Source organism: uncultured Cedecea sp. (assembly GCF_947498825.1).
GTDB lineage: Bacteria > Pseudomonadota > Gammaproteobacteria > Enterobacterales > Enterobacteriaceae > JGM124.
In genome coordinates, this window is sequence record NZ_CANMLV010000010.1 from 57285 (window position 1) to 82519 (window position 25235).

Genomic DNA, 25235 nt, shown 5'->3' on the forward strand with positions numbered 1-25235 from the left:
GGTATTCAGCTAACCCTCAGTGTCAGTAGATATGACAATGAGGGCAGAATACGCTGATTTATACCTAATACTTCAAGTCGCTTGGGGGTTGCCTGCGTCCAGCTCGCCGAATCACAGGTTTATCTACGCTCATCGACGGACTGAACTGGGCGCCTACAAGAAACTCGAATTATTTTGTTTATATATCAGCGACGTACAGCAATAGCTTCGATTTCAATCTTCACATCTTTTGGCAGACGAGCCACTTCAACACAAGAGCGCGCCGGGAACACCGCATTGTGCTCAGTGAAGAACGCTTCATAAGTGGTGTTGACGGTGGCGAAATCATTAAGGTCTTTCACAAAAACGGTCGTTTTTACGATATCGCCCACTTTTAAACCAGCAGCTTCAACTATCGCTTTCACGTTTTCCAGCGACTGGCGTGCCTGGGCAGAGACATCGTCAGGTACTGTGCCGGTTTTAGGATTAACCGGGATCTGGCCTGAAGTGATAATCATGCTACCAAGATCAACACCCTGAACATAAGGACCAATCGCGGCTGGGGCATTTTCAGTGCTAATAATGTGAGACATTTTTCTTCCTCAGTTGGCAGGTCTGGCAGACGATGGATCGTCTGCCGGAGTCAACAGACCTGTGGTCTGCTTAGAAATCGCCGTTATTATAGAGAATGATAGCGTATTATTGTTAGTGATAGATCAAGCTGCCACGACGACATGATGGGCAAACTCTTTCTCACAGTATTTACACTTCAGACTGATTTTTTCCGCGCGCTTTTCCACCGAAAAGTAGGAAGAAACCGGTTCATTACGACTGATACAGTTTGTATTCGGGCAAATCAGCACATTTTCGATGAACTTAGGCAAGCTTGGGCGACTTTTACCCACCACTTCATAATTATCAATCCGGTTTACCGTGGCTTCCGGGGCATACAACGCCAGTTGGTTTACTTGGTCATCGGTCAGAAAGGTGTTTTCTATTTTGATTAAGTCCTTACGGCCTTGCTCACGAGACGGCAGATTCAGACCAATGGTGATGCGTTGGTCGGTTTTGGTCAGTTTGAACAAGGTCAGCAGCTTAAAACCGACTTGAGCCGGGATATGATCGATAACGGTACCGCACTTGATAGCTTCAACCTGCAATTTATTATCATGTGTCATTTTTCTTGTCCTCTCACTTAAACCAATTCGCGATTCAACACCAGAGCGAGCAGTGCCTGGCGGGCAAATATACCGTTACCTGCTTGCTGGAAATACCAGGCATGCGGGGTTTTATCTACATCAATGGTTATCTCATCAACACGTGGCAGAGGGTGCAGCACTTTCATATTCGTGCGTGCTCCAGCCAGGTCAGATGCCCGCAAGATAAACTGAGCTTTGACGTTGGCATATTCTGAAGGGTCAAGACGCTCTTTCTGAACGCGAGTCATATAGAGAATATCCAACTCGTCGACCACTTCATCAATGGCCTGATGGCAGCTCCAGGTGATGCCTTTTTCATCCAGCATATCGAGAATATATTGCGGCATCGACAGCACTGAAGGGGCAATAAAATAGAAGCGGTTGCCAGAAAATTTAGCCAAAGCCTGGGCCAGAGAATGCACTGTACGACCGTATTTTAAATCACCCACCATGGCAATATGCAGATTCTCAAGGCGTCCCTGAGTTTCCTGGATAGTAAACAAATCCAGTAGCGTTTGGGTCGGATGCTGATTTGCACCATCACCAGCGTTGATTACCGGGATATTACCGGCAAATTCCGTCGCCAGACGTGCAGCGCCTTCTTGCGGATAACGCATCACAATCGCATCCACATAGGTTCCGATAACTGAGATGGTATCTGCCAGCGTTTCCCCTTTTTTACCGAGAGAGGTATTACCGCTGTCAGAAAAGCCCACGACAGAAGCCCCCAGACGATGAATGGCGGTCTCAAAAGAGAGGCGTGTACGGGTTGAAGCTTCAAAGAAACAGCTGGCGATAACCTTGTACTTAAGCAACTCTGGTTGCGGGTTTGCTTTTAATTTTGCGGCCGTGGCCAGAACCAATTCGAGCTCATCGCGACTGAGATCATTAATGGAAATGATGTGTTTTTTATAAAGTGGATTTGTCATATTTCTCTCCTGTTCTCGAGTCTCGAGCGATGGACAAAAAAAAGCCCCTCAATGAGGGGCTTTAGAAATTTGAATAGGCAACGGAAGGAAAAACGCCACAGCAACATCGGCAGTTTGTCGATGTAGTGTAATAGTCTGACAGATACAATGGCGCATGCTTCCTCCCGGCAAATTGTGGCGCATTATACGCGGGTGTTTTTTCACTGCAATAGATTTCATCAGACTTTTTTTACCGATAGCAATCGGTTGCTATAACCAGAAGTGCTGACTTTTGACTTATCCTGTTAAACGGCTTTGGTTACTGTGAATACACCTTAAAGTGAGAGTTTTACCCTACGACCTGCTGTTCTCATATTAACTTCCGTATGTCTGTGATTTTTTTGTCATCTTATGATCTGCGTCGCTGGTGATGCGCTAAAAAACCACGCTAGACTGAACACCTTAAAACAGCGTTTTAAATAAAGAGGGCATCATGATTATTGGTAATATCCATGCACTGCAAGACTGGTTGCCGGTAGAGCTGCGTCAGGCAATTGAACACGTAAAAGCGCACGTCACACCGGAAACTCCCGTCGGCAAGCATGATATTGATGGTAATAACATCTTTATGCTGATCTCTGAGGACAGCACTGAGCCTCTGGCTGCGCGTAAAGCGGAATATCACGCCCGTCATCTGGATATTCAAATTGTTTTACGTGGTCAGGAAGGTATGGTGTTTAGCTGCTTACCGGCCGGAAAATCCGATACCGAACGTCTTGCTGACTGGGATGTTGCTTTCCTGCCTGCGGGTGAGCAAGAAAAAAGTGTCGTCCTGGATGAAGGTGATTTCGTCATCTTCTATCCAGGAGAAGTACACAAGCCTTTGGTGGCAGTGGGTGAGCCTGCTATCGTGCGCAAAGTGGTGGTTAAAGTTCGACAGAACTGATATCAGAGTCCTCTCCTCTGGAGAGGACTCTGAAACTTACAGGTTGGGTGCCAGAGTGGCGACCATCACCGCTTTAATGGTATGCATACGGTTTTCTGCCTGGTCAAATACCACGCTGTGCTCTGACTCAAAAACCTCATCTGTCACTTCCATTCCATTGTGTAAATCGAAGGTCTCCGCCATCTGCTTGCCCAGAGTGGTTTTTTCATCATGGAAAGCAGGCAGGCAGTGCAGGAATTTCACCTGGGGATTGCCGGTTAAGGTCAGCATGGCCTTATTTACCTGATAAGGGCGAAGCAGAGCGATACGTTCAGCCCATTTCTCTTTTGCTTCACCCATGGAAACCCAGACATCAGTATAAATAAAGTCTGCTCCTGCTACTCCGGCTGCAATATCTTCTGTCAGGGTTATCTGACCGCCATTTTGTACCGCCAGCTCACTACACTGCTTGACTAGCTGTGCTTCAGGCCAGCAGCTCGTAGGGGCCACTAAGCGTAAGTTCAAGCCGGTCAGGGCGGCGGCTTCCAGCATTGAGTTACCCATGTTATTACGTGCATCGCCTACATAGGCCAGCGTCATTTGATTGAAGCTTTTTCCTGGCAAATGTTCCTGCATGGTCAGTAAATCTGCCAGCAGCTGTGTCGGATGAAATTCATTTGTCAGGCCATTCCAGACTGGCACACCGGCAAATTCTGCCAGCGTTTCGACGATTTCCTGGCCATAGCCCCGGTATTGGATACCGTCATAAATACGTCCCAGTACCCGAGCCGTATCTTTTATTGATTCTTTATGTCCTATCTGGCTACCACTTGGTCCAAGATAAGTCACGCGAGCGCCTTGGTCATAAGCGGCAACTTCGAAAGAGCAGCGAGTTCTGGTCGAATCTTTTTCGAAGATGAGCGCTATGTTTTTTCCAACAAGACCTTGATTTTCTATGCCTTTTTTCTTGTCGCTTTTCAGTTTAGCGGATAAGGATAATAATTTGTTGAGCTGAGCAGGGGTAAAATCAAGTAATTTAAGGAAGTGTTTCTGATAAAAGTGACTCATTTTAACCTCACGTGGCGCGCGCCATGAATTGAATTAAAATTCAATTTATATGTATGAATATTCAATTGCAACCCTCATCAATAAATCTTTGCCAGGAAAGGTGGAGGCAAACCCTTCGGTATGTGAAAATAAGCGCGTGTGCCGATACATGTGAGGACAGGATCATGGCAAATTCAGAAGAGCTGGAAGAACAACGCGAAGAAACGCGTTTAATTATTGAAGAACTGCTGGAAGACGGCAGCGATCCCGATGCGCTTTACACCATTGAACATCATCTTTCTGCTGATGATTTCGAAACCCTTGAAAAAGCTGCTGTTGAGGCGTTTAAACTGGGTTATGAAGTGACTGATCCTGAAGAGCTCGAAGTTGAGGAGGGTGATGTCGTAATATGCTGCGATGTGCTGAGCGAAAGCGCATTAAATGCTGAAGTCATTGATTCCCAGGTTGAGCAACTCATGAACCTGGCCGAAAAATTCAATGTTGAATATGACGGTTGGGGCACTTACTTTGAAGATCCGAATGGTGAAGATGACCAGGACGATGGCGAAGATGACGAAGACGATGACGGTGTACGTCACTAAATATCAGTGATGGTGCAGCAGCGCCCGCTGCTGCACTGCAGGATAAAGCATGAATCTAGAGTTACTTCTCTCACCTGTTAATGATTTTCTGCACTGTTCAACGCCCCTGGCGTGGAGAGAGCAAGCGCGTAAACCTGAAAATTTATCGCTATTACTGAATGATCATTTGATCTGTGAACTGAAAGCCGCCCAGACCGGGATGTTCCTTGTTCGCAAATATGTTGCAGATAAAGAAACGTCGGAGACCCTGCTAGCCTTGCTACGCCCCTATGAGGTTTTTGCCTTTAGTGACGGACCGGAGCCTGACTTTCTGGCGCTGCATAAAGCGCTAAGCAAGAAGTTGATGCCAAAGACACAAGGAGACTGGGAACAAGCTCTTATCGACAGCATGCTGCTGCTTATCAAAGAAGAGCTACACCATTTCTGGCAAGTTCGTGAAATCATGCTGGCGCGTGATATTCCTTATGTCAAAATGACGGCCAGCCGTTATGCCAAAGGGCTGCTTGGTCAAACGCGTACCCATGAACCCTTAATGCTGATAGATAAATTGATCTGCGGGGCTTATATCGAAGCTCGTTCCTGTGAACGCTTTGCCGCGATAGCTCCCTACCTTGATGATGAACTGAGCAGTTTCTATCTGTCGCTGCTGCGCTCAGAGGCGCGCCACTACCAGGATTATCTGAGCCTGGCACAGCAAATTTCCGGCAGCGATATTCAGGAACGTGTGAAATTCTTTGGTGAGTTGGAAGCCACTCTTATCCAAAGCCCTGACGATACGTTTCGCTTTCACAGCGGTGTACCTGTTTCAGGGTAAGATCCAGAAGCGACCAGCAGGGTATCGGTAAAGAGTGTTTAATGCTTGAACAGCGTTACTTGACTCGTTAAGGTAGCAGCGATTTTACCCTCCTGGAAGAGACCATGATTACCCTTGCTCTGATTGACGACCATCTAATCGTCCGTTCAGGTTTCGCTCAGTTACTGGCTCTGGAACCTGATCTTCAAGTGGTTGCTGAATTTGGTTCTGGCCGCGAAGCCTTGGCTGGTCTGCCAGGTCGTGGCGTGCAGGTGTGTATTTGCGATATCTCCATGCCCGATATTTCAGGGCTGGATCTGCTCAGCCAGCTTCCCCAAGGCATGGCTACTATCATGCTGTCAGTACACGATAGCCCGGCCTTAATTGAACAGGCGTTAAAAGCCGGAGCACGTGGATTTTTATCAAAACGTTGTAGCGCTGATGAACTGATTACGGCTATCCATACCGTTGCTACCGGCGGCTGTTATCTGACGTCAGATATTGCCCTCAAACTTACCGTCGGGCGTCAGGATCCGTTGACGAAACGGGAACGCCAGGTTGCTGAAAAGCTGATACAAGGTCTGGCTGTGAAAGAGATTGCCGCAGAACTCGGATTATCGCCGAAAACAGTCCATGTTCACCGGGCCAATTTAATGGAAAAACTCGACGTGAGTAATGATGTTGAACTCGCTCGTTATATGTTTACTGGCTGGTAATGCAAAGACTGCTGACCCGACTGGCGGGTATTATTGCCAGCTTTTTTACATTTGCTGCCGCCTGGTTCTGTTTGTGGAGTATCAGCCTGCATCTGGTCGATAGCCCTGAACTCGCGGTACTGCTATTCCCGTTTGGTTTACGTATGGGGTTGATGCTGCAGTGCCCGCGCAGATACTGGCTGGTATTACTGGGGACTGAGTGGTTATTACTGGGCTGGTTATCCTGGCAGGTTGAACTGGCACATCTGCCCTTTTTGCTCATAGGCAGTCTGCTCAGCATATTACCAGTAGTATTAACTGCTCATTATGCCGGCAGCCGTGACTGGCGGACGTTACTGCGTCAGGGAGCCGCCCTGATTACCGCCGCGCTGTTACAGTCATTACCCTGGGTTGAACAGGGCGCTATGGCGCTGAATGTTTTACTCATAACGCTTACCGGTAGTTTAACCTTGTCCCCCATTTGCCTGGTTTTCTGGCGCTATCTGACCAGCACCGTCTGGCAGCCGCTGGGGCCCTCTCTGATCACCCAGCCGGTGAACTGGCGTGCCCGTCATCTGGTTTGGTATCTGGTTTTGTTTGCTATCAGTCTCTGGTTGCAGTTAGGTTTACCAGCAGGCTTAGCGCGTTTTACGCCTTTTTGTCTGGCTCTGCCTATTATTGCCCTGGCCTGGCATTACGGCTGGCAGGGGGCATTAATTGCCACCTTAATGAATGCCATTGCGCTGATTGCCAGCCAGACATGGCATGCTTATCCGCTTGATTTGCTGCTCTCATTACTGGCTCAAAGCCTGACCGGGCTGCTTCTGGGAGCGGGTATCCAGCGTCTGCGTGAACTGAACCTGTCATTGCAAACCGAACTCCAGCGTAATCATCGCCTGGTGGAGCGCTTACTGGAAACGGAAGAGAGTGTCCGTCAGGATGTGGCGCGGGAATTACATGATGATATCGGACAAACCATCACCGCGATCCGTACGCAAGCCAATATCGTGCAGCGTCTGGCACGGGATAACCCCAATATCAAACAGAGTGCAGGTCATATCGAACAACTTTCACTGGGCGTCTATGATTCAGTACGTCGCCTGTTGGGTCGTTTACGCCCACGTCAGCTTGATGATTTAACCCTGGCGCAGGCTATTAGTGCCTTAATGCGAGAGATGGAACTGGCCGGGCAAGGTATTATCAGCCATATCGACTGGCAAATTGATGAGTCGGTACTGAGTGAAAGCCAGCGCGTCACATTATTTCGCATTTGTCAGGAAGGACTGAATAATATTGTTAAGCATGCGAATGCCCAGGCCGTGACGATACAAAGCTGGCAACAAGACCAGCGGCTGATGCTGGTGATTGAAGATGATGGTAGCGGTTTGCCTGACGACTCAGGACGGCCCGGGTTTGGGCTGACAGGGATGCGCGAGCGTGTTTCTGCCTTGGGGGGCTCTTTGGCGATTTCTTGTACTCATGGGACGCGCGTCAGTGTAAATCTGCCATTAGGCGGGTAAGAGAAATAATCATGCTCAGTTTTTTAAAAGTTCCTGAAAAGATTCAACCCCTCAGCTCTAAAACAGAAATTGATGCACGTTATCGCTACTGGCGCAGACATATTCTGCTGACCATTTGGCTGGGATACGCGCTGTTCTATTTCACCCGTAAAGGATTCAATGCGGTAGTACCGGAAATTCTTGCCACTGGCGTGATGACCCGAACCGATATCGGCCTGCTGGCGACCTTATTTTATATCACCTACGGTTTATCAAAGTTTTTGTCGGGTATCGTCAGTGACCGCTCTAATGCCCGTTATTTTATGGGAGTCGGGCTGATAGCCACCGGGGTGATTAATATTCTGTTTGGTTTTTCCACCTCGTTATGGGCCTTTATATCGCTGTGGGTATTGAATGCCTTCTTTCAGGCCTGGGGGTCACCGGTGTGTGCCCGTTTGCTGACCACCTGGTATTCGCGTACTGAGCGTGGCGGCTGGTGGGCGCTATGGAACACTGCCCATAATATCGGTGGCGCACTGATCCCCATGATGATGGGGGCCGTCGCTCTGCATTATGGCTGGCGTAGCGGTATGGTGATTGCCGGCGTCATGGCGATTATCGGTGGTCTGTTTGTTTGCTGGCGCTTACGGGACCGTCCGCAGAGCATGGGTCTGCCAGCTGTCGGCGAGTGGCGTCACGATGCTCTCGATATTGCTCAACAACAGGAAGGGCTGGGACTGACGCAGAAAGAGATCCTCTATAAGTATGTATTTGCTAACCCCTATATCTGGTTACTGTCCCTGTGCTATGTGCTGGTCTATATCGTTCGGGCGGCGATTAATGACTGGGGTAACTTGTATATGACGGAAACCCTCGATGTGGGGTTGGTGACCGCTAACTCAGCCGTAACCATGTTCGAGCTGGGCGGATTTATTGGTGCGCTGGTGGCTGGCTGGGGTTCCGACAAGCTGTTTAATGGTAATCGCGGGCCGATGAATCTCATTTTTACTGCGGGTATTTTGCTCTCTGTCGGCTCGTTGTGGCTGATGCCGTTCCACACTTATGTGATGCAGGCTGCCTGTTTTTTCACGATCGGTTTCTTTGTCTTTGGCCCGCAAATGCTGATTGGTATGGCGGCAGCAGAATGCTCCCATAAAGACGCCGCAGGAGCAGCCACCGGGTTTGTGGGATTGTTCGCTTATCTTGGCGCTTCGCTTGCAGGCTGGCCGCTGGCATGGGTTATCAATCTCTGGTCATGGAATGGCTTTTTTGTCGTGATATCGATTGCTGCCGGAATATCAGCGCTATTCCTGTTACCTTTTTTAAATGCCCAGGCACCACGCAAACGCGACTGAATGTGATTTATCTCACTTTTTGCAACGGAATATCCAAAAACTAGGATATTTTCCCGGTTCGACCTGGATGCTATCTCAGGTCATATCAGCGACTGATTTTTACAATGTCGGCATCAGGTCGATATTTTAATCAGGAAAACCCATGCTGAATTTTTTAAACCAGGTGCGTAAACCCACTCTGGATCTGCCGTTAGAAATACGGCAGAAAATGTGGTTCAAACCCTTTATGCAGTCCTATCTGGTGGTTTTTATTGGCTACCTGGCGATGTATTTAATTCGTAAGAATTTCAATATTGCGCAAAACGACATGATCTCGACTTATGGTCTGAGCATGACGCAATTAGGCATGATAGGACTGGGTTTCTCGATTACTTATGGTATCGGTAAGACTCTGGTTTCCTATTACGCCGACGGTAAAAATACCAAGCAGTTCTTGCCCTTTATGCTGATCCTCTCGGCGATTTGTATGCTGGGCTTCAGTGCCAGTATGGGGAGTGGTTCAGTCAGCCTGTTTCTGATGATAGCTTTCTATTCGCTCAGCGGTTTCTTCCAGAGCACCGGCGGGTCGTGCAGCTACTCAACGATTACCAAATGGACTCCACGCCGTAAGCGCGGCAGCTATCTGGGGATGTGGAATATCTCCCATAACCTCGGCGGTGCGGGTGCGGCAGGTGTGGCACTATTTGGTGCTAACTATCTGTTTGATGGCCATGTTATTGGCATGTTTATCTTCCCGTCTATCATCGCCCTGATTATTGGCTTTATTGCCCTGCGTTACGGTAATGACTCTCCGGAAGCCTATGGTCTGGGTAAAGCGGAAGAGTTGTTTGGCGAGTCGCTGAGTGAAGAAGATAAAGAAACTGAAGACTCGTCGATGACGAAATGGCAGATCTTTGTTGAATATGTTCTCAAAAATAAAGTTATCTGGCTGCTCTGCTTTGCCAATATATTCCTGTATGTAGTGCGTATTGGGGTGGATCAGTGGTCAACGGTTTATGCTTACCAGGAACTGAAACTACCTAAAGAAGTCGCTATTCAAGGTTTCACACTCTTTGAAGTCGGGGCGCTGGTGGGAACCCTGCTGTGGGGCTGGTTATCCGATCTGGCTAACGGACGTCGTGCGCTGGTGGCCTGTATTGCTCTGAGTCTGATTATTGTGACCCTGGGTGTCTATCAGCATGCCAGCAATCAATATGTCTATCTGGCATCACTGTTTGCCCTTGGCTTCTTGATTTTTGGCCCACAATTATTGATTGGTGTGGCAGCGGTAGGCTTTGTACCGAAAAAGGCTATCAGTGCCGCAGACGGTATCAAAGGCACCTTTGCCTATTTGATTGGTGATAGCTTCGCGAAGTTAGGTCTGGGAATGATTGCAGATGGTACGCCAATCTTTGGACTGACGGGCTGGGCAGGGACTTTTGCTGCACTGGATGCCGCCGCAATAGGTTGTATTGCCCTGATGGCTGTCGTCGCTATTCTGGAAGAGCGTAAGATTCGTCGCCTGAAAAAGAACGTGTTACAGGAAGCGTAACAGACCAGAAGTAACATAACAGAGCCAGGGGTATTTCTCTGGCTCTCGCTATTACAAGGATTTGAGCATTCTCACTTCGCAATCCACATGGCCGGTACAGCCGAGTGGCTCATCAATATGCACAAAACCTAAGTGTTCATATAACCCAATCGCCTCTTTCAGAAAGGCGGTTGTCTCAAGATAACACTGCTTAAAACCCTGCTCCCGTGCGTAGTCCATTGCCAGTAGCGCCAGTTTCTTGGCTAAACCTCTGCCACGAACGACAGAAGAAAAATACATTTTCTGTAATTCACAGATATCAGGCTGACTACAGGCCAGGGGGGCAACGCCACCACCACCGACCACCTCGCCGTCGTATTCCACGACCCAGAACGCAAACCCAGGTTTGCTATAAACCTGATACAGCTCGTCGAGATCGGGATCGGCAACGGTATAACCTTTATCCGCCGTTAAACCATATTCTGCTGAAACCTGACGAATAACCCGCGCGATAGCCGGGTTGTCATGGGGCGCTATCCGGCGCAACAGGCATTGGGGCTCAGCCAGTATAGCAAGACTCATACATCGCTCTTTTGAAAGTAAAAAACACCAGAACTCAAACAGTAACCCGAACCGGGATACATGATGATTTTGTCTGTTTCTGTTCGTGAAAATGGCTGCCTGGAGAAATATTCAGTCTCCAGACAGCAGCATTTTTCACATATTACAGGGCAGCAATCACCGATTGTTGCTCAATCAGCTTCGCTTTGGCATCGGCATAACCGTCCAGCTTCTCACGCTCTTTAGCAATAACGGCTTCAGGCGCACGGGCAACAAAGCCTTCATTAGACAGCTTGCTCTCGATACGGCCGATTTCCGCTTCTACCTTAGCGACTTCTTTTGCCAGACGCGCCAGTTCTGCATCTTTATCGATGAATCCGGCCATTGGGATCAGCAGTTCTGCACCATCAATAATTTTGGTCACAGAAGCCGGGCCTTTATCGCTGGCAGGCAGAATGTCGATGCTGTCCAGACGCGCCAGATTCAGCAGGAAGCTACGGTTTTCGTTCACCCGGCGCTCTACTTCAGTGCTGACTCCACGCAACAGAACATCCAGCGGTTTGCCCGGAGAGATATTCATTTCTGCACGAATATTACGTACCGCAGTAATTGCCTGCTTCAGCCATTCGGTATCGGCCAGCGCAACGGTATCGTCAAGACTTGCATCAAACGCCGGGAAAGGTTGCAGCATAATGGTGTCTGCGGTGATGCCTTTCAGCGTTTTCACGCGCTGCCAGATGGTTTCCGTGATAAACGGAATGATCGGGTGTGCCAGACGCAGCAGCCCTTCCAGTACGTTCACCAGGGTATTACGTGTACCGCGCAGCTCAGCTTCCGATCCACCGTTCATGACCGGTTTAGTCAGCTCCAGATACCAGTCACAGAACTGATTCCAGGTGAACTCATACAGAATATTAGCCGCAATATCAAAGCGATAGTTATCCAGCGCTTCACGATAAGCTTTCACCGTACGGTTAAACTCAGCGAGGATCCAGTTATCTGCCAGTGACAGCACCAACTCACCACCGTTAAAGCCACAATCCTGATCTTCGGTATTCATCAGCACGAAACGACTGGCGTTCCACAGCTTATTACAGAAGTTGCGATAACCTTCCAGGCGTTTCATATCCCAGTTGATATCGCGACCGGTAGAGGCGAGAGCAGCCAGGGTAAAACGCAGGGCATCGGTACCGTGTGGTTCAATACCGTTCGGGAACTGTTTCTCGGTACGTTTACGGATTTTTTCAGCCATTTGCGGCTGCATCATATTACCGGTACGTTTTTCCAGCAGGTCTTCCAGCGAAATACCGTCAACCATATCCAGTGGGTCAATAACGTTCCCCTTAGACTTGGACATTTTCTGTCCTTCGTCATCACGGATAAGACCGGTCATATAGATAGTTTTAAACGGTATCTGCGGCTTGCCATCTTCGTCTTTAATAAAGTGCATGGTCAGCATGATCATGCGTGCAATCCAGAAGAAGATAATATCGAAACCACTGACCATCACGCTGGTTGGATGGAAGGTACGCAGAGCTTCGGTATTTTCAGGCCAGCCAAGGGTAGAGAAGGTCCACAGACCGGAAGAAAACCAGGTATCCAGAACGTCTTCGTCCTGACTCAGCGCCACATCTGCTGCCAGGTTATTTTCGCGACGGACTTCCGCTTCATCCCGGCCAACATAGACATTACCCTGATCGTCATACCAGGCAGGAATACGGTGTCCCCACCACAGCTGACGGGAAATACACCAGTCCTGAATATCGCGCATCCAAGAGAAGTACATATTTTCATACTGTTTTGGTACGAACTGGATATCACCTTGCTCAACCGCTTCTACGGCCACTTTTGCCAGTGGGGCAGTACGCACATACCACTGATCTGTCAGCATAGGTTCGATAACCACACCACCACGATCGCCATAAGGCACCGTTAAGTCGTGGGCTTTTACTTCATCCAGCAGGCCCAGCTCATCAAAAGCGGCAACCACCGCTTTACGGGCAGCAAAACGCTCAAGATTCTGGAAAGCAGCCGGAATATCGCCACTATAGACGGTTGAAGGTTCACCTTTAGTATCAAATACTTCCGCCACATCGCGGATATCACCGTCGAGGGTCAGAATATTGATCATTGGCAGTTGATGGCGACGACCTACTTCATAGTCATTGAAGTCATGGGCAGGGGTGATTTTTACACAACCGGTGCCTTTTTCCATATCTGCATGTTCATCAGCAACAATCGGGATCCGGCGGCCAGTCAGCGGCAGAGTAAGATACTTACCGATCAGATCTTTATAGCGAGGATCTTCAGGGTTTACGGCAACGCCAGTATCGCCCAGTACGGTTTCCGGACGAGTAGTTGCCACTACCAGGTAGTCTTTACCTTCACTGGTTTTTGCGCCATCAGCTAATGGATAACGCAGGTGCCACATGGAACCTTTCGACTCGCGGTTTTCCACTTCCAGGTCGGAAATCGCGGTGCGCAGTTTAGGATCCCAGTTGACCAGACGCTTACCACGGTAAATTAAGTCTTCTTTATAGAGACGAACGAATACCTCTTTGACCGCATTGGACAAGCCTTCGTCCATGGTGAAACGTTCACGTTCCCAGTCCACAGAGTTACCAAGACGACGCATCTGACGGGTAATGGTGCCGCCAGATTCTGCTTTCCATTGCCAGATTTTTTCGATAAAAGCATCGCGACCGTAGTCATGACGGGTTTTACCTTCTTCGGCAGCAATTTTACGCTCAACCACCATTTGGGTAGCGATACCCGCATGGTCAGTACCTGCCTGCCACAAGGTATTTTTACCCTGCATACGCTGGTAACGGATCATGGTATCCATGATAGTTTGCTGGAAGGCGTGACCCATATGCAAACTACCGGTGACATTCGGCGGCGGGATCATGATGCAGAAGCTTTCCTGGCTTTGGTCGCCATTAGGTTTAAAGTAGCCAAGCTGTTCCCAGTGCTCGTAAAGCGGCTGTTCGATATCTTGCGGGTTATATGTCTTTTCCATGGTCTGCTATGTCGTTCCCGGCGGGGTATAGGTCGCCGTAGTCAAGTGGAAACCGGCAACGCGATAAGCTTTATAGCGTTCACGAGCCAGTTGTTTCTGGGATATTTCGTCAGGTACGAAGTCTATCACTTCAAGGAAAGCGGTGGCAAAATCTGCGAACCAGGGCAGCAAATTGATCAATACATCTCGGGGTGTGCTGCCACGACGTTCCGGCCAGGCCAGTTCAACGGGGGCACCGTAACGAGGACCTTCTCCAGCCAGATTATGCGGGACAAATGCGTGCACATCACGCTGCCAGAGCGCTTCATCCAGGCGTATTGCCTGTTGTTCATTTTCACAGGCGACCAACACCCGTTTACCGGCACGAAATTTTTCTGCCGCCAGTTCACACACCAGTTGCTCAACCGCATTAAGGTCATTGCGCATCGTGTTGTTATCGAGCAGATAAAAGGTCGTGTTTTTCATGAGGTCCGTTTTAGCCTGTTGATATTAGCTATAGCAGTCTGAACCTGGGTTCTGACTGCTATATATCATGCCATTACTGGCAATAGTTTACTCTTCGCCGTTAAATCCGGCACGGTTCAGCAAGAACTGAGACAGCATTGCAACCGGACGGCCTGTTGCCCCTTTTGCCCTGCCTGAACGCCATGCTGTACCCGCAATATCCAGATGTGCCCAGTTATATTTGCGCGCAAAGCGTGACAGGAAACAGGCTGCGGTAATCGCGCCACCAGGACGACCACCAATATTGGCCATATCGGCAAAATTAGAGTCTAACTGATCGTGGAACTCATCCGCCATCGGCAGACGCCATGCACGGTCACCCGCCAGCTCAGAAGCACTCACCAGCTCATGTGCCAGTGGATTATGGTTCGACATCAGACCGGTAATGTGATGGCCAAGGGCAATCACACAGGCACCGGTCAGCGTCGCAACGTCAATCACCACTTCGGGCTCAAAGCGTTCAACGTAGGTTAGTACATCACAGAGTACCAGACGGCCTTCAGCATCGGTATTCAGTACTTCAACAGTCTGGCCAGACATGGTGGTGAGGACATCACCCGGACGATAAGCCCGACCGCCAGGCATATTTTCACAGCCTGCGAGGATCCCGACGACATTCAGCGGTAAACCGAGTTCTGCTACCATGCGCATTACGCCATAGACTGAAGCCGCACCACACATATCGTACTTCATTTCGTCCATGCCTTCGGCAGGTTTAATTGAAATACCGCCGGAGTCGAAGGTTAGCCCTTTACCAACAAGCACGATTGGACGAGCATCAGGATCAGTATTCCCTTTATACTCAATCACTGACATCAGTGACTCATTTTGTGAACCTGCGCCAACCGCCAGATAAGAGTGCATACCAAGCTCTTTCATCTGCTGTTCGCCAATCACTCGGGTCACGATATTGGTGCTAAATGAGTCTGCTAACTGACGAGCCTGGGAAGCCAGATACGCCGCGTTACAAATATTAGGCGGCATATTGCCTAAATCTTTGGCAGCCTTAATACCTGAAGAGATGGCCAGACCGTGAGAAATAGCACGTTCACCACTGGTGAGTTCGCGGCGTGTCGGGACATTGAAGACCATTTTACGCAGCGGGCGACGTGGCTCGCTTTTGTTGGTTTTCAACTGATCGAAACTGTACAGCGTCTCTTTCGCCGTTTCGACTGCCTGGCGAACTTTCCAGTAAGTGTTACGCCCTTTAACGTGCAGCTCGGTCAGGAAACAGACTGCTTCCATTGAGCCGGTGTCGTTAAGGGTGTTGATGGTTTTTTGAATCACTTGTTTAAACTGACGCTCGTCCAGCTCGCGCTCTTTACCACAACCAACAAGTAAAACGCGCTCAGACAACACGTTGGGTACGTGATGCAGCAACAAGGTTTGCCCCGGCTTCCCTTCCAGCTCACCACGACGCAGCAGGGCGCTGATGTAGCCATCGCTGATTTTATCGAGTTGTTCGGCTATCGGGGACAGGCGACGCGGTTCAAAAACTCCGACAACGATACATGCACTACGCTGTTTTTCGGGGCTACCGCTTTTTACACTGAACTCCATGCACTACGCTCCTGAATCTTAAAGACAACGGCGGGGAGGAAAGGCTAGAATTAAAGCCTTGTTAACTCAGGTCCGCTGTTGCGATGACTTCGTGTTAATCTTAACGGATAGTTTTATACGTTTTTAGGTTCGTCTTAGCATTGCCCTGTTGCGGAACTTCGCCGGGCTTTTTAATCTTAGCGATGTTTTCGACGATTAAAGAGAATAAATGACCTATAAGCTATGAAACAAGCAATTTTCCCGCAAAAGAACTCGTTTTAACAGGTGTATTTAATGTGATTATCATAAGATATCTGGTTCGTGAGACGCTCAAGAGCCAATTAGCTATCCTTTTCATCCTGTTACTGATCTTCTTTTGTCAGAAGTTAGTGAGGATCCTCGGCGCTGCAGTGGACGGTGAGATACCGACTCATCTGGTTCTGTCGCTGCTCGGTTTAGGTGTGCCTGAAATGGCTCAATTGATCCTGCCGCTCAGTTTGTTCCTCGGCTTATTGATGACCTTGGGGCGACTGTATACCGAAAGCGAAATAACGGTGATGCATGCCTGTGGTTTAGGCAAGTCGGTGTTGGTCAAGGCTGCGATGATTCTGGCGCTGTTTACCGGTGTCGTGGCGACAGTCAATGTCATGTGGCTCAGCCCCTGGTCAGCTCGCTATCAGGAAGAAGTGCTTGCGGAAGCGAAAGCTAACCCTGGCATTGCGGCTTTGGCACAAGGGCAATTCCAGCAAACCAGTGACGGTCGTTCGGTACTGTTTATCGAAAATGTGAAGGGTGCAAATTTTCAGGATGTATTCCTGGCTCAGACACGGCCAAGTGGTAATACCCGCCCGTCAGTTGTGGTGGCAGATGAAGGCCACCTTTCTGTTCGTTCTGACGGTTCGCAAGTGGTGACCTTAAATGCCGGTACGCGTTTTGAAGGAACGGCATTATTACGTGACTTCCGCATCACCGATTTTAAAGATTATCAGGCGATTGTCGGCCATCAAAACGTGGTGCTGGATCCCTCTAATACCAGCCAGATGGAGATGTCCACGCTGTGGAACAGTAATGAGCCTGAGCTACAGGCAGAGTTACACTGGCGTCTCACCTTGATTATGTCGGTTATCATTATGGCGCTGATGGTCGTTCCCTTGAGCGTGGTAAACCCTCGGCAAGGGCGGGTGCTGTCGATGCTTCCGGCAATGCTGTTATATCTGGTGTTCTTCCTGCTACAAAGCTCTCTGCGTTCCAGTGCCTCAAATGGGCGAATTGATCCGATGCTGGGAATGTGGGGGGTTAATCTGCTGTATTTGCTATTAGCGATAGCGCTAAATCTCTGGGACACCGTACCCGTGCGTAAAATACGTGCCGGCTTTAGCAGCAAAGGAGCGGTATAAATGTTTGGTGTACTGGATCGTTATATTGGTAAAACCATCCTCAATACGATATTGATGACGCTGTTTATGCTGGTGTCACTGTCAGCGATTATTAAATTCGTTGATCAGTTAAAAAGAACCGGACAGGGCAGTTATTCAGCGATGGGCGCAGGGCTCTATACCCTGTTAAGTGTGCCGAAAGATATTCAAATCTTCTTTCCTATGGCGGCTTTGCTAGGCGCCTTGTTAGGACTGGGGGCACTGGCCCAGCGTAGTGAACTGGTGGTGATGCAGGCGGCGGGTTATACCCGTCTGAAAATCGCCGCATCAGTGATGAAAACCGCTATTCCCCTGGTTATCCTCACAATGGCAATAGGGGAGTGGGTTGCCCCGCAAGGTGAGCAGATGGCGCGTAACTACCGTGCTCAAATGCTGCTGGGAGGTTCGTTACTGTCAACCCAGAATGGTTTATGGGCCAAAGACGGTCATGATTTTATCTATATCGAACGGGTAAAAGATAACTCTGAACTGTCGGGAGTCAGTATCTATAGCTTTGATTCCGAAAGACATCTGCAATCTATTCGCTATGCGCTATCGGCAAAATATGATGCGGATAATAACGTCTGGCGGCTGTCGCAGGTGGATAAGTCTGATTTAACCGATCCGCTGCAAATTGTTGGCTCTCAGAGCGTTAGCAGTGAATGGAAAACCAATCTGACGCCGGATAAACTGGGTGTCGTTGCCTTGTCCCCTGAGGCGCTGTCCATCACCGGGCTTTATGATTATGTGAACTACCTTAAAGCCAGCGGTCAGGATGCCGGGCGTTATCAGCTCAATATGTGGAGTAAGATCTTCGCGCCTTTCTCGGTCGCGGTAATGATGCTCATGGCCCTGTCGTTTATCTTCGGACCACTGCGCAGCGTAGCCATGGGTGTCAGGGTAGTGACCGGCATCAGCTTTGGTTTCCTGTTTTACGTTCTTGACCAAATCTTCGGCCCGTTGAGTCTGGTGTATCATATCCCGCCAGTGTTAGGGGCATTATTACCCAGCGCCACCTTCCTGCTGTTAAGCCTGTGGTTGATGATGAAACGCTCCAGTTAATACTCGTAGTAGCGATAAAAACAGGCACCTGTCAGCTTTGCTCCGGGTGCTTTTTTTATGGCATAAAGGCATCACCTTGGGAGAAAAGGACAAAACTTCAAGCTAAAGGGGCTATGCTATAAGCCTGTCCAACCTATGTTTCGGGGAAATCATGTCCAGATTCTTTTATAACGACCGTCAACAGCTCATCTCTGATGCCATTGAAGGCATTATCATAAGTTCTTGCCATCATAATCTGACCCGACTGGATATTGATCCTGCTATTCGGGTGGTTGCCCGTAGCGACTGGGATAAAAGTCAGGTTGCTGTTATCTCGGGTGGGGGCTCCGGCCATGAACCAGCCCATGCTGGTTTTGTCGGCAAAGGGATGCTGACTGCAGCCGTGTGCGGAGATCTGTTTGCTTCCCCGAGTGTTGACGCGGTGTTTAATACTATTATGGCGGTAACGGGTCCTGCGGGCTGTCTGCTGATAGTTAAAAACTACACGGGCGACCGACTGAACTTTGGCCTGGCGGCAGAAAAAGCCAAAAAGGCTGGCCTTAAGGTAGAGATGGTCATTGTTGGCGACGATATTGCCCTTCCTGATAATAAACAACCTCGCGGTATTGCCGGAACGGTGATGGTGCATAAAATTGTCGGTCACGCTGCGGAGCAGGGCTTGGCGTTAAATGAGGTTTTCGAGGTGGCAAAACAGGCCTGCGCCTCGATTTTCAGTATTGGCGTAGCCATGCAAACCTGTCATTTGCCTGACAGCAGCGGGGACGATGAACGGATCAAAAGCGGCCAGGTTGAACTGGGTTTAGGCATTCATGGCGAACCCGGGGCCATCACCGTTGATACCCAGAACAGCACCGAAGTGATTGCTATGATGGTCGAGCGGCTACGTAAAGCCACCGGTAATGAGGCTCCACTGGCGGTTCTGATTAATAACCTCGGCGGCACCTCGGCGCTGGAAATGGCGCTGTTGGCCAAAACCCTGTTCGCGTCAGAACTGGCAGCACAAATCCAGTATCTGATAGGCCCGGCAGATCTTGTCACGGCTTTGGATATGAAAGGATTCTCGCTGTCAGCGATTAAACTGACTCCGGAGTTTATCACCGCTTTATCCTCCGAAGTCGAAACCTCCGGCTGGCAGCCGCTGGTAAAATACCGGCCAGTAACCAGTCAAAAAGTCACCCTTATCCATGATGAGGTGAAGGTGACGCCTTCCGAGAATGCGCAGGTTAAGGCCTGGGTCGCCTCTGTCACTCAGAGTCTGATAAGTCATGAAGCGTATCTGAATGAACTGGATGCCAAAGTCGGCGACGGCGATACCGGCTCCACCTTTGCTGAGGGGGCGCGTGATATTGCCAGTCTGAGCGACCAAGGTCAGTTGCCACTTAATGACACCGCAGCACTGCTGGAGCGGGTGGGGGAACGCCTGGCGACGGTAATGGGCGGTTCCAGCGGGGTATTGATGTCGATATTCTTTACTGCTGCCGGACAAAAAATCCGGGACAAGGCACCGCTGGCTGAAGCGCTGCTGGCAGGACTCGAACAAATGAAGCACTACGGCGGCGCCCAGCCGGGTGACCGTACGATGATTGATGCCCTGCAACCCGCGCTGGAAGCGCTGAAAACCGGCTCTCTCAGTGCGGCGGCTGTGGCCGCTGAGAAAGGAGCACAAGCCACCGCCAGCATGCAAAAAGCTGGCGCGGGTCGTTCATCCTATGTAAACAGTAAAAATCTCGATGGGGTAGTGGACCCGGGAGCAGCGGCAGTCGCTGGGGTATTTGCTGACCTGGCAAAATAGTCTGTTATGACTGGATTCCGCTAAATGCCAGCTAACTGGCATTTAGCGGGCTGATGCTTATTGGAAATCGGCTTCTAACACCACGCGGTAACGTGCTTTACCGTCACGCACATGTTGCAGCGCATCGTTGATTTTTGACATCGGGAAGAACTCCACCTGCGGGGCAATTTTCGTGCGTCCGGCAAACTTCATTAATGACCGCAGTTCATGCGGAGAACCGGTCGATGACCCGGACACACTGCGATCGCCTGCAATCAAGCTAAAAGCCGGTACCGCGATTGGCGTCAGTACTGCACCAACGGTATGGAAGTTCCCGCCAAAAGCCAGAGCATTGAAGTAGGGAAGCCACTCCAGACTGACATTGACGGTGTTAATAATTAAATCGAACTGACCTGCCAGGGCGGTTAACGCCTCAGGATCACGGCTATTAACCACCCGATCGGCACCCATCGCCAGCACTTCTTGCTCTTTGGCCGGGTTAGAACTGAAAGCCGTCACTTCGCAGCCCATCGCATGCAGCAGTTTAATGGCAATATGCCCCAAACCACCGATACCAATCACCCCAACCCGACTGGTAGCGGTGATATTATGCATCAGCAATGGCTTAAATACGGTAATACCCCCGCACAGCAACGGCCCGGCTGAAGCAGCATCAATACTTTCCGGTAACGGAATAACCCACTGCCAGTCAGCGCGGATTTTATCCGCAAACCCACCTTTATTGAGAATGGTCGCGACACTGCCACTCTGACAATTCACCTGACTGCCGCTGATACAGGCATCACAGTGCCCACAGCTACGCGCAGTCCAGCCAATCCCAACCCGCTGACCCACTTTCAGCCCTTTACTCTGAGCCTCAGAACCCAAAGCATGTACCCGACCAATCACCTCATGCCCGGCAACCAGCGGATACTGCGAAAACCCCCACTCATTATCAATCATCGACAAATCAGAATGACAAATCCCACAAAACTCTACCCGAACCTCAACATCCTGCGGCTGCAACTCACCGGCATCAAACTCATAAAGCTCCAGCTCAGCACCCGCTGCTGCTGCGGCATAACTTTTAATGACAGACATTCGCGATTCCTCTTCAGGGTTAAGGTGGACAGTGTAAAACATCATCCAGACAAATCAGGGTAACAAAGGGTGCTATTCCCTCAATGAGAATACAGCATATACCCAAAATATTTCGAGTCGCAGCCAGCGCACAGGCAATTTGAAGTATGACGAGTAAGACCATTCGCCGAAAATTTACGCACTTAACACAACATACTCACCATGCCACTTGCAACACCGCTCATCACAGGTATAATCCCCCTCGTTATCCGCGTACCCCTTCGTGCCGAAGTGGCGAAATCGGTAGACGCAGTTGATTCAAAATCAACCATCGAAAGATGTGCCGGTTCGAGTCCGGCCTTCGGCACCAACAGTACGTAAATAGACCTCAACTGAGGTCTTTTTTTATGTCTGAAATCCAGTTCCTGCAAGGCTTTCCGCGATTTTCCTTTCAACAGAAGTCAATCTGAGTCAACCCACATCAAGTCGCTTGTGAGTATAGAACCGAGTATATATGCTGGTTCGATAATGGTTGTATACTCACGGCAGCATATGGAAGGAATATCATCATGGCCCTGACTGATACCAAGGTGCGTGCGGCAAAACCCGAAGCAAAGGAATACTCGCTAGTAGATGGCGACGGTATGTTTTTACTGGTACACCCTAACGGCTCCAAATACTGGCGCTTTCGTTTCCGCTTTGGGGGCAAACAACACCTGATGGCTTTTGGTGTTTACCCTGAAACGTCCTTGGCTGATGCTCGTCAAAAGAGGGAGGAGGCCAGGAAGCTTGTTGCTGCCGGTGTTGATCCCCGTGAGCATAAGCGTGCAGTAAAAGAAGAACAGGCAAAAGAGGTTATTACTTTCGAGTCTGTTGCCAGAGATTGGCACGCCAGCAATCAAAAATGGTCTGAGTCACACAGTGCTCGGGTTCTTAAAAGTCTGGAAGATAATTTGTTTGATGCGATTGGTAAGCGAAATATCGCAGATTTAAAAACTCAAGACTTACTTAAACCACTTAAAGCCGTGGAGATGTCTGGACGTCTTGAGGTTGATGCGCGCCTTCAACAACGAACAACATCAATTATGCGATTTGCCGTTCAGAGCGGTTTAATCGACTATAACCCCGCGCAAGAGATCGCTGGAGCAGTTGCCACAGCTAAACGACAGCATCGCGCTGCGCTAGAACTTAATCGCATTCCTGAATTACTCCATCGGATCGACACATATACCGGCAGACCACTAACACGCTTAGCTGTGGAGCTGACGTTGTTAGTCTTCATTCGATCTAGTGAACTGCGTTTTGCTCGCTGGTCAGAAGTAGATTTTGAAACTGCTATGTGGACGATTCCGGGAGAGCGTGAGCCTTTGGAAGGTGTGAAGCATTCACATCGAGGATCGAAAATGCGGACTCCTCATCTTGTTCCTTTATCCCGCCAGGCTCTAATCATTCTGGAACAGATCAAAAGCATGAGTGGAAATCGTGAGCTGATCTTCGTTGGCGATCATGATCCACGTAAACCAATGAGTGAGAACACGGTGAACAAGGCGCTGAGGGTGATGGGATTCGATACAAAAGTTGAAGTTTGCGGCCACGGTTTCAGAACCATGGCCTGCAGTTCTTTGATTGAGTCGGGATTATGGTCGAAGGATGCGGTAGAACGGCAGATGAGTCACCAGGAGCGTAACTCTGTGCGTGCGGCTTATATTCATAAGGCCGAGCACTTAGGAGAGCGGAAACTGATGATTCAGTGGTGGGCAGATTATCTGGATGCGAATCGGGAGAAGGGTGTGAGTCCGTTTGACTTTGGAAAAGTGAGACGGTAATCAAATGTATTAGTCGCGAATTGATCTGACACTGGACCTTGAAAGGTTGAGAGTTACCGGTTTTGATATGGGAGTCGAATCCTTATACAAAACACGAGGTAACTCTCATGCTTCATACTAACAATCCCATCATCAAACACAAAGCCGGCCTGCTCTCAACCCAGCGCCTCTGGCGACGCCTGAAGCAATTAATTTGTGTTGGTCCATCGATTTTATGCACGATGTGCTGGCCTAAAGGTAGATGCTTCAGAATCTTCAACGTGGTGGATGAATTTAAACGTGAGGCGCTGGCGATAAAATCGACCTGAATATTCCAGCCCAGCGTGTCGTCCGAGTACTGGACAGGATATTAGCAATGTCCGTGTCTGAAACGTTGTAAATACTAAACTATTTTGAGTGAGGAACGGACACTGATGTTTCAAGAACCGCATCACGGAAATTCTGCGATGCGGTGAAAGGTAGCATGTTATTCGATTCGTTAGTGCTATTTCAAAAGAAAAGAAGGAACTATAGGCAACCCACACCACTCTGCCAGCTTGTTATATCTAGCAGCCAAATCGGAAAAAATCTCCCAGCCCTTTTCAGCTTTTTTAATTGCGGTATTGAGATTACTTCCTGTGTCAGCCACCTTATCTATTAGTCTTTTAAACTTACTCATAGCAGGTGATCTTCTTACTGACTCTTGATCATTATTAGTTTCAATTGATATCAATGAACTTTCAAGTTCTTTTAAAGAAAAAAATGCATCGTTAGATTCAGGCAACTCTTCCATTAACTCAGTAACACAACTCAACGCCGCTGCAATATCTTTGTTAATAGTTATAGTATTTGAAAGTGTAATTGTTGGTTTAAAATCCACCATTACCTGATTTTTTTGAGATAGCCCATTACCAACAATATTAAGAAGTTGGTCAATTCGATTATGCTGCATTCCAATCAAATCTTGCTGTGATTCAAGTCTAAACTTCGCTATTCTAATTTCATTCCTTAGTTCAAGGATAAGTTTGTCATTATTGGAGAATTTTTCCGGTGGCACAGCTCCTGTGATAATTAGTTCATATTCGTGCAGTGCTTTTTCTATTACCTCTGATTTTCCATCTGCCGTTTCAATCACTAATCTAACTGTAAGCCCTTTTTGTTCGATTTTAACGGAGGCATTTTCTTCTGGATATTGCTCTCTGAGGTAAGTACCAAAATAATTTAGGATATCTAAGCCAGCCTGATGATATTCTGGGGGGAATTCAATGCATCTATCGATAACAGGCTTATCTTCGTTTACATATGAATCAGAAGAGATTTCAATAACTTCAGGCCCACGCGTAGGCTTCTTATTGGAGTACCCAATTATCAAAAAAGGATATTGATGGCTTAATGGAGCCAGCATTTCAAGCTGACCTAAATTCATTTCAAAATACTCTCTCCTCATCCACATGTTATCTAATTCCCTTGATAGATCACGCACAGGAACTAACATGATTGGAGTTTTTATAAGGCCATACTTAATTGCAACCGTACTTTGCTGAAAAATCCATCTGCTGATAGTATCGAAACTACCAAAAGGAAGGGTCACGCTTAAGCCATTTTTAGTGGGTCCCAGTCTGCCTACATTTATACGTGCTCCATCTGCCGTATAATGAGTCCTGTCAATTAACTCCCAGTCTTTTTTATACATTAATTTCTCCCAGATATCTCTTTGGGATATTCTTTCTGCTTTCATTTCCGGTTCAATATTTTCAGAAAACATATCATCGAGTGCTGATTGAATTTCGGATAATTCAACAATATGATTCTTGCTTACTTTTTCCCAAGCATGCTTATAATTAATTACTTTATCTATATACATACATTTAAATCCTCTAGCAATTGCCCAGTAATTCTGGTGAAGAAATTATAGTTATCCAGCCCAGTAAGCTAACAAAGAGTTTTTAGGCATTCGATATCCTTTC

The 25235-nt window shown here is 48.6% G+C and carries 21 protein-coding genes, 1 tRNA gene and 1 pseudogene; 13 read left to right on the forward strand and 10 right to left on the reverse strand.

Annotated elements, in window-relative coordinates; all coding sequences use genetic code 11:
- Nucleotides 1-185: 185 nt before the first annotated feature.
- From ridA to pyrB, 3 genes are all read right to left on the reverse strand, one after another.
- Nucleotides 186-572, reverse strand: coding sequence for a 2-iminobutanoate/2-iminopropanoate deaminase (gene ridA / locus Q1A40_RS12385; RefSeq protein ID WP_300000501.1), 387 nt, complete (start codon nt 570-572; stop codon nt 186-188).
- Between the two features lie 123 nt (nt 573-695).
- Nucleotides 696-1157 (reverse strand): aspartate carbamoyltransferase regulatory subunit, encoded by a 462-nt coding sequence (gene pyrI, locus Q1A40_RS12390; RefSeq protein WP_300000502.1) that lies wholly within the window; start codon nt 1155-1157, stop codon nt 696-698.
- A gap of 17 nt (nt 1158-1174) precedes the next feature.
- A complete protein-coding gene (gene pyrB, locus Q1A40_RS12395; RefSeq protein WP_300000503.1) occupies nt 1175-2107 on the reverse strand; it encodes an aspartate carbamoyltransferase in 933 nt (310 codons plus the stop codon).
- 472 nt (nt 2108-2579) lie between these two features.
- On the opposite strand from pyrB, the gene Q1A40_RS12400 reads away from it, so the two are divergent.
- Nucleotides 2580-3032 carry a YhcH/YjgK/YiaL family protein gene (locus tag Q1A40_RS12400; protein WP_300000505.1) on the forward strand — a complete coding sequence of 151 codons (453 nt, stop codon included), beginning with the start codon at nt 2580-2582 and terminating at the stop codon, nt 3030-3032.
- Nucleotides 3033-3068: 36 nt separating this feature from the next.
- On the opposite strand, the gene argF is transcribed toward Q1A40_RS12400, so the two are convergent.
- Entirely contained in the window at nt 3069-4079 is a 1011-nt protein-coding gene (argF, locus tag Q1A40_RS12405) for an ornithine carbamoyltransferase (RefSeq protein WP_300000507.1), read from the reverse strand.
- Between the two features lie 164 nt (nt 4080-4243).
- On the opposite strand from argF, the gene rraB reads away from it, so the two are divergent.
- The 6 genes from rraB to uhpT all read left to right on the forward strand — a co-directional run bounded on the left by rraB (nt 4244) and on the right by uhpT (nt 10533).
- A complete protein-coding gene (rraB, locus tag Q1A40_RS12410) occupies nt 4244-4660 on the forward strand; it encodes a ribonuclease E inhibitor RraB (RefSeq protein WP_300000509.1) in 417 nt (138 codons plus the stop codon).
- Between the two features lie 49 nt (nt 4661-4709).
- A complete protein-coding gene (gene miaE, locus Q1A40_RS12415) occupies nt 4710-5474 on the forward strand; it encodes a tRNA isopentenyl-2-thiomethyl-A-37 hydroxylase MiaE (protein WP_300000510.1) in 765 nt (254 codons plus the stop codon).
- Nucleotides 5475-5578: 104 nt separating this feature from the next.
- Nucleotides 5579-6169: a transcriptional regulator UhpA gene (uhpA, locus tag Q1A40_RS12420; RefSeq protein ID WP_300000512.1), complete on the forward strand. Its 591-nt coding sequence runs from the start codon at nt 5579-5581 to the stop codon at nt 6167-6169.
- Nucleotides 6169-7668: a signal transduction histidine-protein kinase/phosphatase UhpB gene (gene uhpB, locus Q1A40_RS12425; protein ID WP_300000514.1), complete on the forward strand. Its 1500-nt coding sequence runs from the start codon at nt 6169-6171 to the stop codon at nt 7666-7668. The genes uhpA and uhpB overlap by 1 nt, the downstream gene beginning before the upstream one ends.
- Nucleotides 7669-7679: 11 nt before the next feature.
- Nucleotides 7680-9002 (forward strand): MFS transporter, encoded by a 1323-nt coding sequence (locus tag Q1A40_RS12430; RefSeq protein ID WP_300000515.1) that lies wholly within the window; start codon nt 7680-7682, stop codon nt 9000-9002.
- 142 nt (nt 9003-9144) lie between these two features.
- Nucleotides 9145-10533, forward strand: coding sequence for a hexose-6-phosphate:phosphate antiporter (gene uhpT / locus Q1A40_RS12435; RefSeq protein WP_300000517.1), 1389 nt, complete (start codon nt 9145-9147; stop codon nt 10531-10533).
- 51 nt (nt 10534-10584) lie between these two features.
- Here the strand turns inward: uhpT and Q1A40_RS12440 are convergent, their stop codons facing one another.
- The 4 genes from Q1A40_RS12440 to pepA all read right to left on the reverse strand — a co-directional run bounded on the left by Q1A40_RS12440 (nt 10585) and on the right by pepA (nt 16156).
- Nucleotides 10585-11094 (reverse strand): GNAT family N-acetyltransferase, encoded by a 510-nt coding sequence (locus Q1A40_RS12440; protein ID WP_300000519.1) that lies wholly within the window; start codon nt 11092-11094, stop codon nt 10585-10587.
- 142 nt (nt 11095-11236) lie between these two features.
- Nucleotides 11237-14092, reverse strand: coding sequence for a valine--tRNA ligase (locus tag Q1A40_RS12445; protein WP_300000521.1), 2856 nt, complete (start codon nt 14090-14092; stop codon nt 11237-11239).
- 6 nt (nt 14093-14098) lie between these two features.
- Nucleotides 14099-14557, reverse strand: coding sequence for a DNA polymerase III subunit chi (locus Q1A40_RS12450; RefSeq protein WP_300000523.1), 459 nt, complete (start codon nt 14555-14557; stop codon nt 14099-14101).
- An 87-nt stretch (nt 14558-14644) separates the two neighbouring features.
- Nucleotides 14645-16156, reverse strand: coding sequence for a leucyl aminopeptidase (gene pepA, locus Q1A40_RS12455; RefSeq protein WP_300000525.1), 1512 nt, complete (start codon nt 16154-16156; stop codon nt 14645-14647).
- Nucleotides 16157-16431: 275 nt separating this feature from the next.
- Here pepA and lptF point away from each other — a divergent pair, with 275 nt between their 5' ends.
- From lptF to Q1A40_RS12470, 3 genes are all read left to right on the forward strand, one after another.
- Complete coding sequence (gene lptF, locus Q1A40_RS12460) at nt 16432-17532, forward strand: LPS export ABC transporter permease LptF (RefSeq protein WP_300000526.1); 1101 nt, start codon at nt 16432-16434, stop codon at nt 17530-17532.
- Nucleotides 17533-18612: an LPS export ABC transporter permease LptG gene (gene lptG, locus Q1A40_RS12465; protein ID WP_300000528.1), complete on the forward strand. Its 1080-nt coding sequence runs from the start codon at nt 17533-17535 to the stop codon at nt 18610-18612.
- A gap of 151 nt (nt 18613-18763) precedes the next feature.
- A complete protein-coding gene (locus Q1A40_RS12470; protein WP_300000530.1) occupies nt 18764-20404 on the forward strand; it encodes a dihydroxyacetone kinase subunit DhaK in 1641 nt (546 codons plus the stop codon).
- Nucleotides 20405-20461: 57 nt separating this feature from the next.
- Here the strand turns inward: Q1A40_RS12470 and Q1A40_RS12475 are convergent, their stop codons facing one another.
- Nucleotides 20462-21484: an NAD(P)-dependent alcohol dehydrogenase gene (locus tag Q1A40_RS12475; RefSeq protein WP_300000532.1), complete on the reverse strand. Its 1023-nt coding sequence runs from the start codon at nt 21482-21484 to the stop codon at nt 20462-20464.
- A 264-nt stretch (nt 21485-21748) separates the two neighbouring features.
- Here Q1A40_RS12475 and Q1A40_RS12480 point away from each other — a divergent pair.
- The 3 genes and pseudogenes from Q1A40_RS12480 to Q1A40_RS12490 form a co-directional block, all read left to right on the forward strand.
- Nucleotides 21749-21833 (forward strand) — tRNA-Leu (locus tag Q1A40_RS12480).
- Between the two features lie 199 nt (nt 21834-22032).
- On the forward strand, nt 22033-23289 hold the full coding sequence (locus Q1A40_RS12485; RefSeq protein WP_300000534.1) for an integrase arm-type DNA-binding domain-containing protein: 1257 nt from the start codon (nt 22033-22035) through the stop codon (nt 23287-23289).
- Nucleotides 23290-23446: 157 nt separating this feature from the next.
- Nucleotides 23447-23644 (forward strand): annotated as a pseudogene (locus tag Q1A40_RS12490) (IS3 family transposase); the annotation flags it as partial.
- Nucleotides 23645-23773: 129 nt separating this feature from the next.
- Here Q1A40_RS12490 and Q1A40_RS12495 read toward each other — a convergent pair.
- Entirely contained in the window at nt 23774-25132 is a 1359-nt protein-coding gene (locus Q1A40_RS12495) for a hypothetical protein (protein WP_300000536.1), read from the reverse strand.
- Nucleotides 25133-25235: the final 103 nt, after the last annotated feature.

Bases quoted from the DNA above. Each gene is read 5' to 3' on its own strand.
- ridA (WP_300000501.1), bottom strand. From the start codon at position 572: ATGTCTCACATTATTAGCACTGAAAATGCCCCAGCCGCGATTGGTCCT.
- pyrI (WP_300000502.1), bottom strand. From the start codon at position 1,157: ATGACACATGATAATAAATTGCAGGTTGAAGCTATCAAGTGCGGTACC.
- pyrB (WP_300000503.1), bottom strand. From the start codon at position 2,107: ATGACAAATCCACTTTATAAAAAACACATCATTTCCATTAATGATCTC.
- Q1A40_RS12400 (WP_300000505.1), top strand. From the start codon at position 2,580: ATGATTATTGGTAATATCCATGCACTGCAAGACTGGTTGCCGGTAGAG.
- argF (WP_300000507.1), bottom strand. From the start codon at position 4,079: ATGAGTCACTTTTATCAGAAACACTTCCTTAAATTACTTGATTTTACC.
- rraB (WP_300000509.1), top strand. From the start codon at position 4,244: ATGGCAAATTCAGAAGAGCTGGAAGAACAACGCGAAGAAACGCGTTTA.
- miaE (WP_300000510.1), top strand. From the start codon at position 4,710: ATGAATCTAGAGTTACTTCTCTCACCTGTTAATGATTTTCTGCACTGT.
- uhpA (WP_300000512.1), top strand. From the start codon at position 5,579: ATGATTACCCTTGCTCTGATTGACGACCATCTAATCGTCCGTTCAGGT.
- uhpB (WP_300000514.1), top strand. From the start codon at position 6,169: ATGCAAAGACTGCTGACCCGACTGGCGGGTATTATTGCCAGCTTTTTT.
- Q1A40_RS12430 (WP_300000515.1), top strand. From the start codon at position 7,680: ATGCTCAGTTTTTTAAAAGTTCCTGAAAAGATTCAACCCCTCAGCTCT.
- uhpT (WP_300000517.1), top strand. From the start codon at position 9,145: ATGCTGAATTTTTTAAACCAGGTGCGTAAACCCACTCTGGATCTGCCG.
- Q1A40_RS12440 (WP_300000519.1), bottom strand. From the start codon at position 11,094: ATGAGTCTTGCTATACTGGCTGAGCCCCAATGCCTGTTGCGCCGGATA.
- Q1A40_RS12445 (WP_300000521.1), bottom strand. From the start codon at position 14,092: ATGGAAAAGACATATAACCCGCAAGATATCGAACAGCCGCTTTACGAG.
- Q1A40_RS12450 (WP_300000523.1), bottom strand. From the start codon at position 14,557: ATGAAAAACACGACCTTTTATCTGCTCGATAACAACACGATGCGCAAT.
- pepA (WP_300000525.1), bottom strand. From the start codon at position 16,156: ATGGAGTTCAGTGTAAAAAGCGGTAGCCCCGAAAAACAGCGTAGTGCA.
- lptG (WP_300000528.1), top strand. From the start codon at position 17,533: ATGTTTGGTGTACTGGATCGTTATATTGGTAAAACCATCCTCAATACG.
- Q1A40_RS12470 (WP_300000530.1), top strand. From the start codon at position 18,764: ATGTCCAGATTCTTTTATAACGACCGTCAACAGCTCATCTCTGATGCC.
- Q1A40_RS12475 (WP_300000532.1), bottom strand. From the start codon at position 21,484: ATGTCTGTCATTAAAAGTTATGCCGCAGCAGCAGCGGGTGCTGAGCTG.
- Q1A40_RS12485 (WP_300000534.1), top strand. From the start codon at position 22,033: ATGGCCCTGACTGATACCAAGGTGCGTGCGGCAAAACCCGAAGCAAAG.
- Q1A40_RS12495 (WP_300000536.1), bottom strand. From the start codon at position 25,132: ATGTATATAGATAAAGTAATTAATTATAAGCATGCTTGGGAAAAAGTA.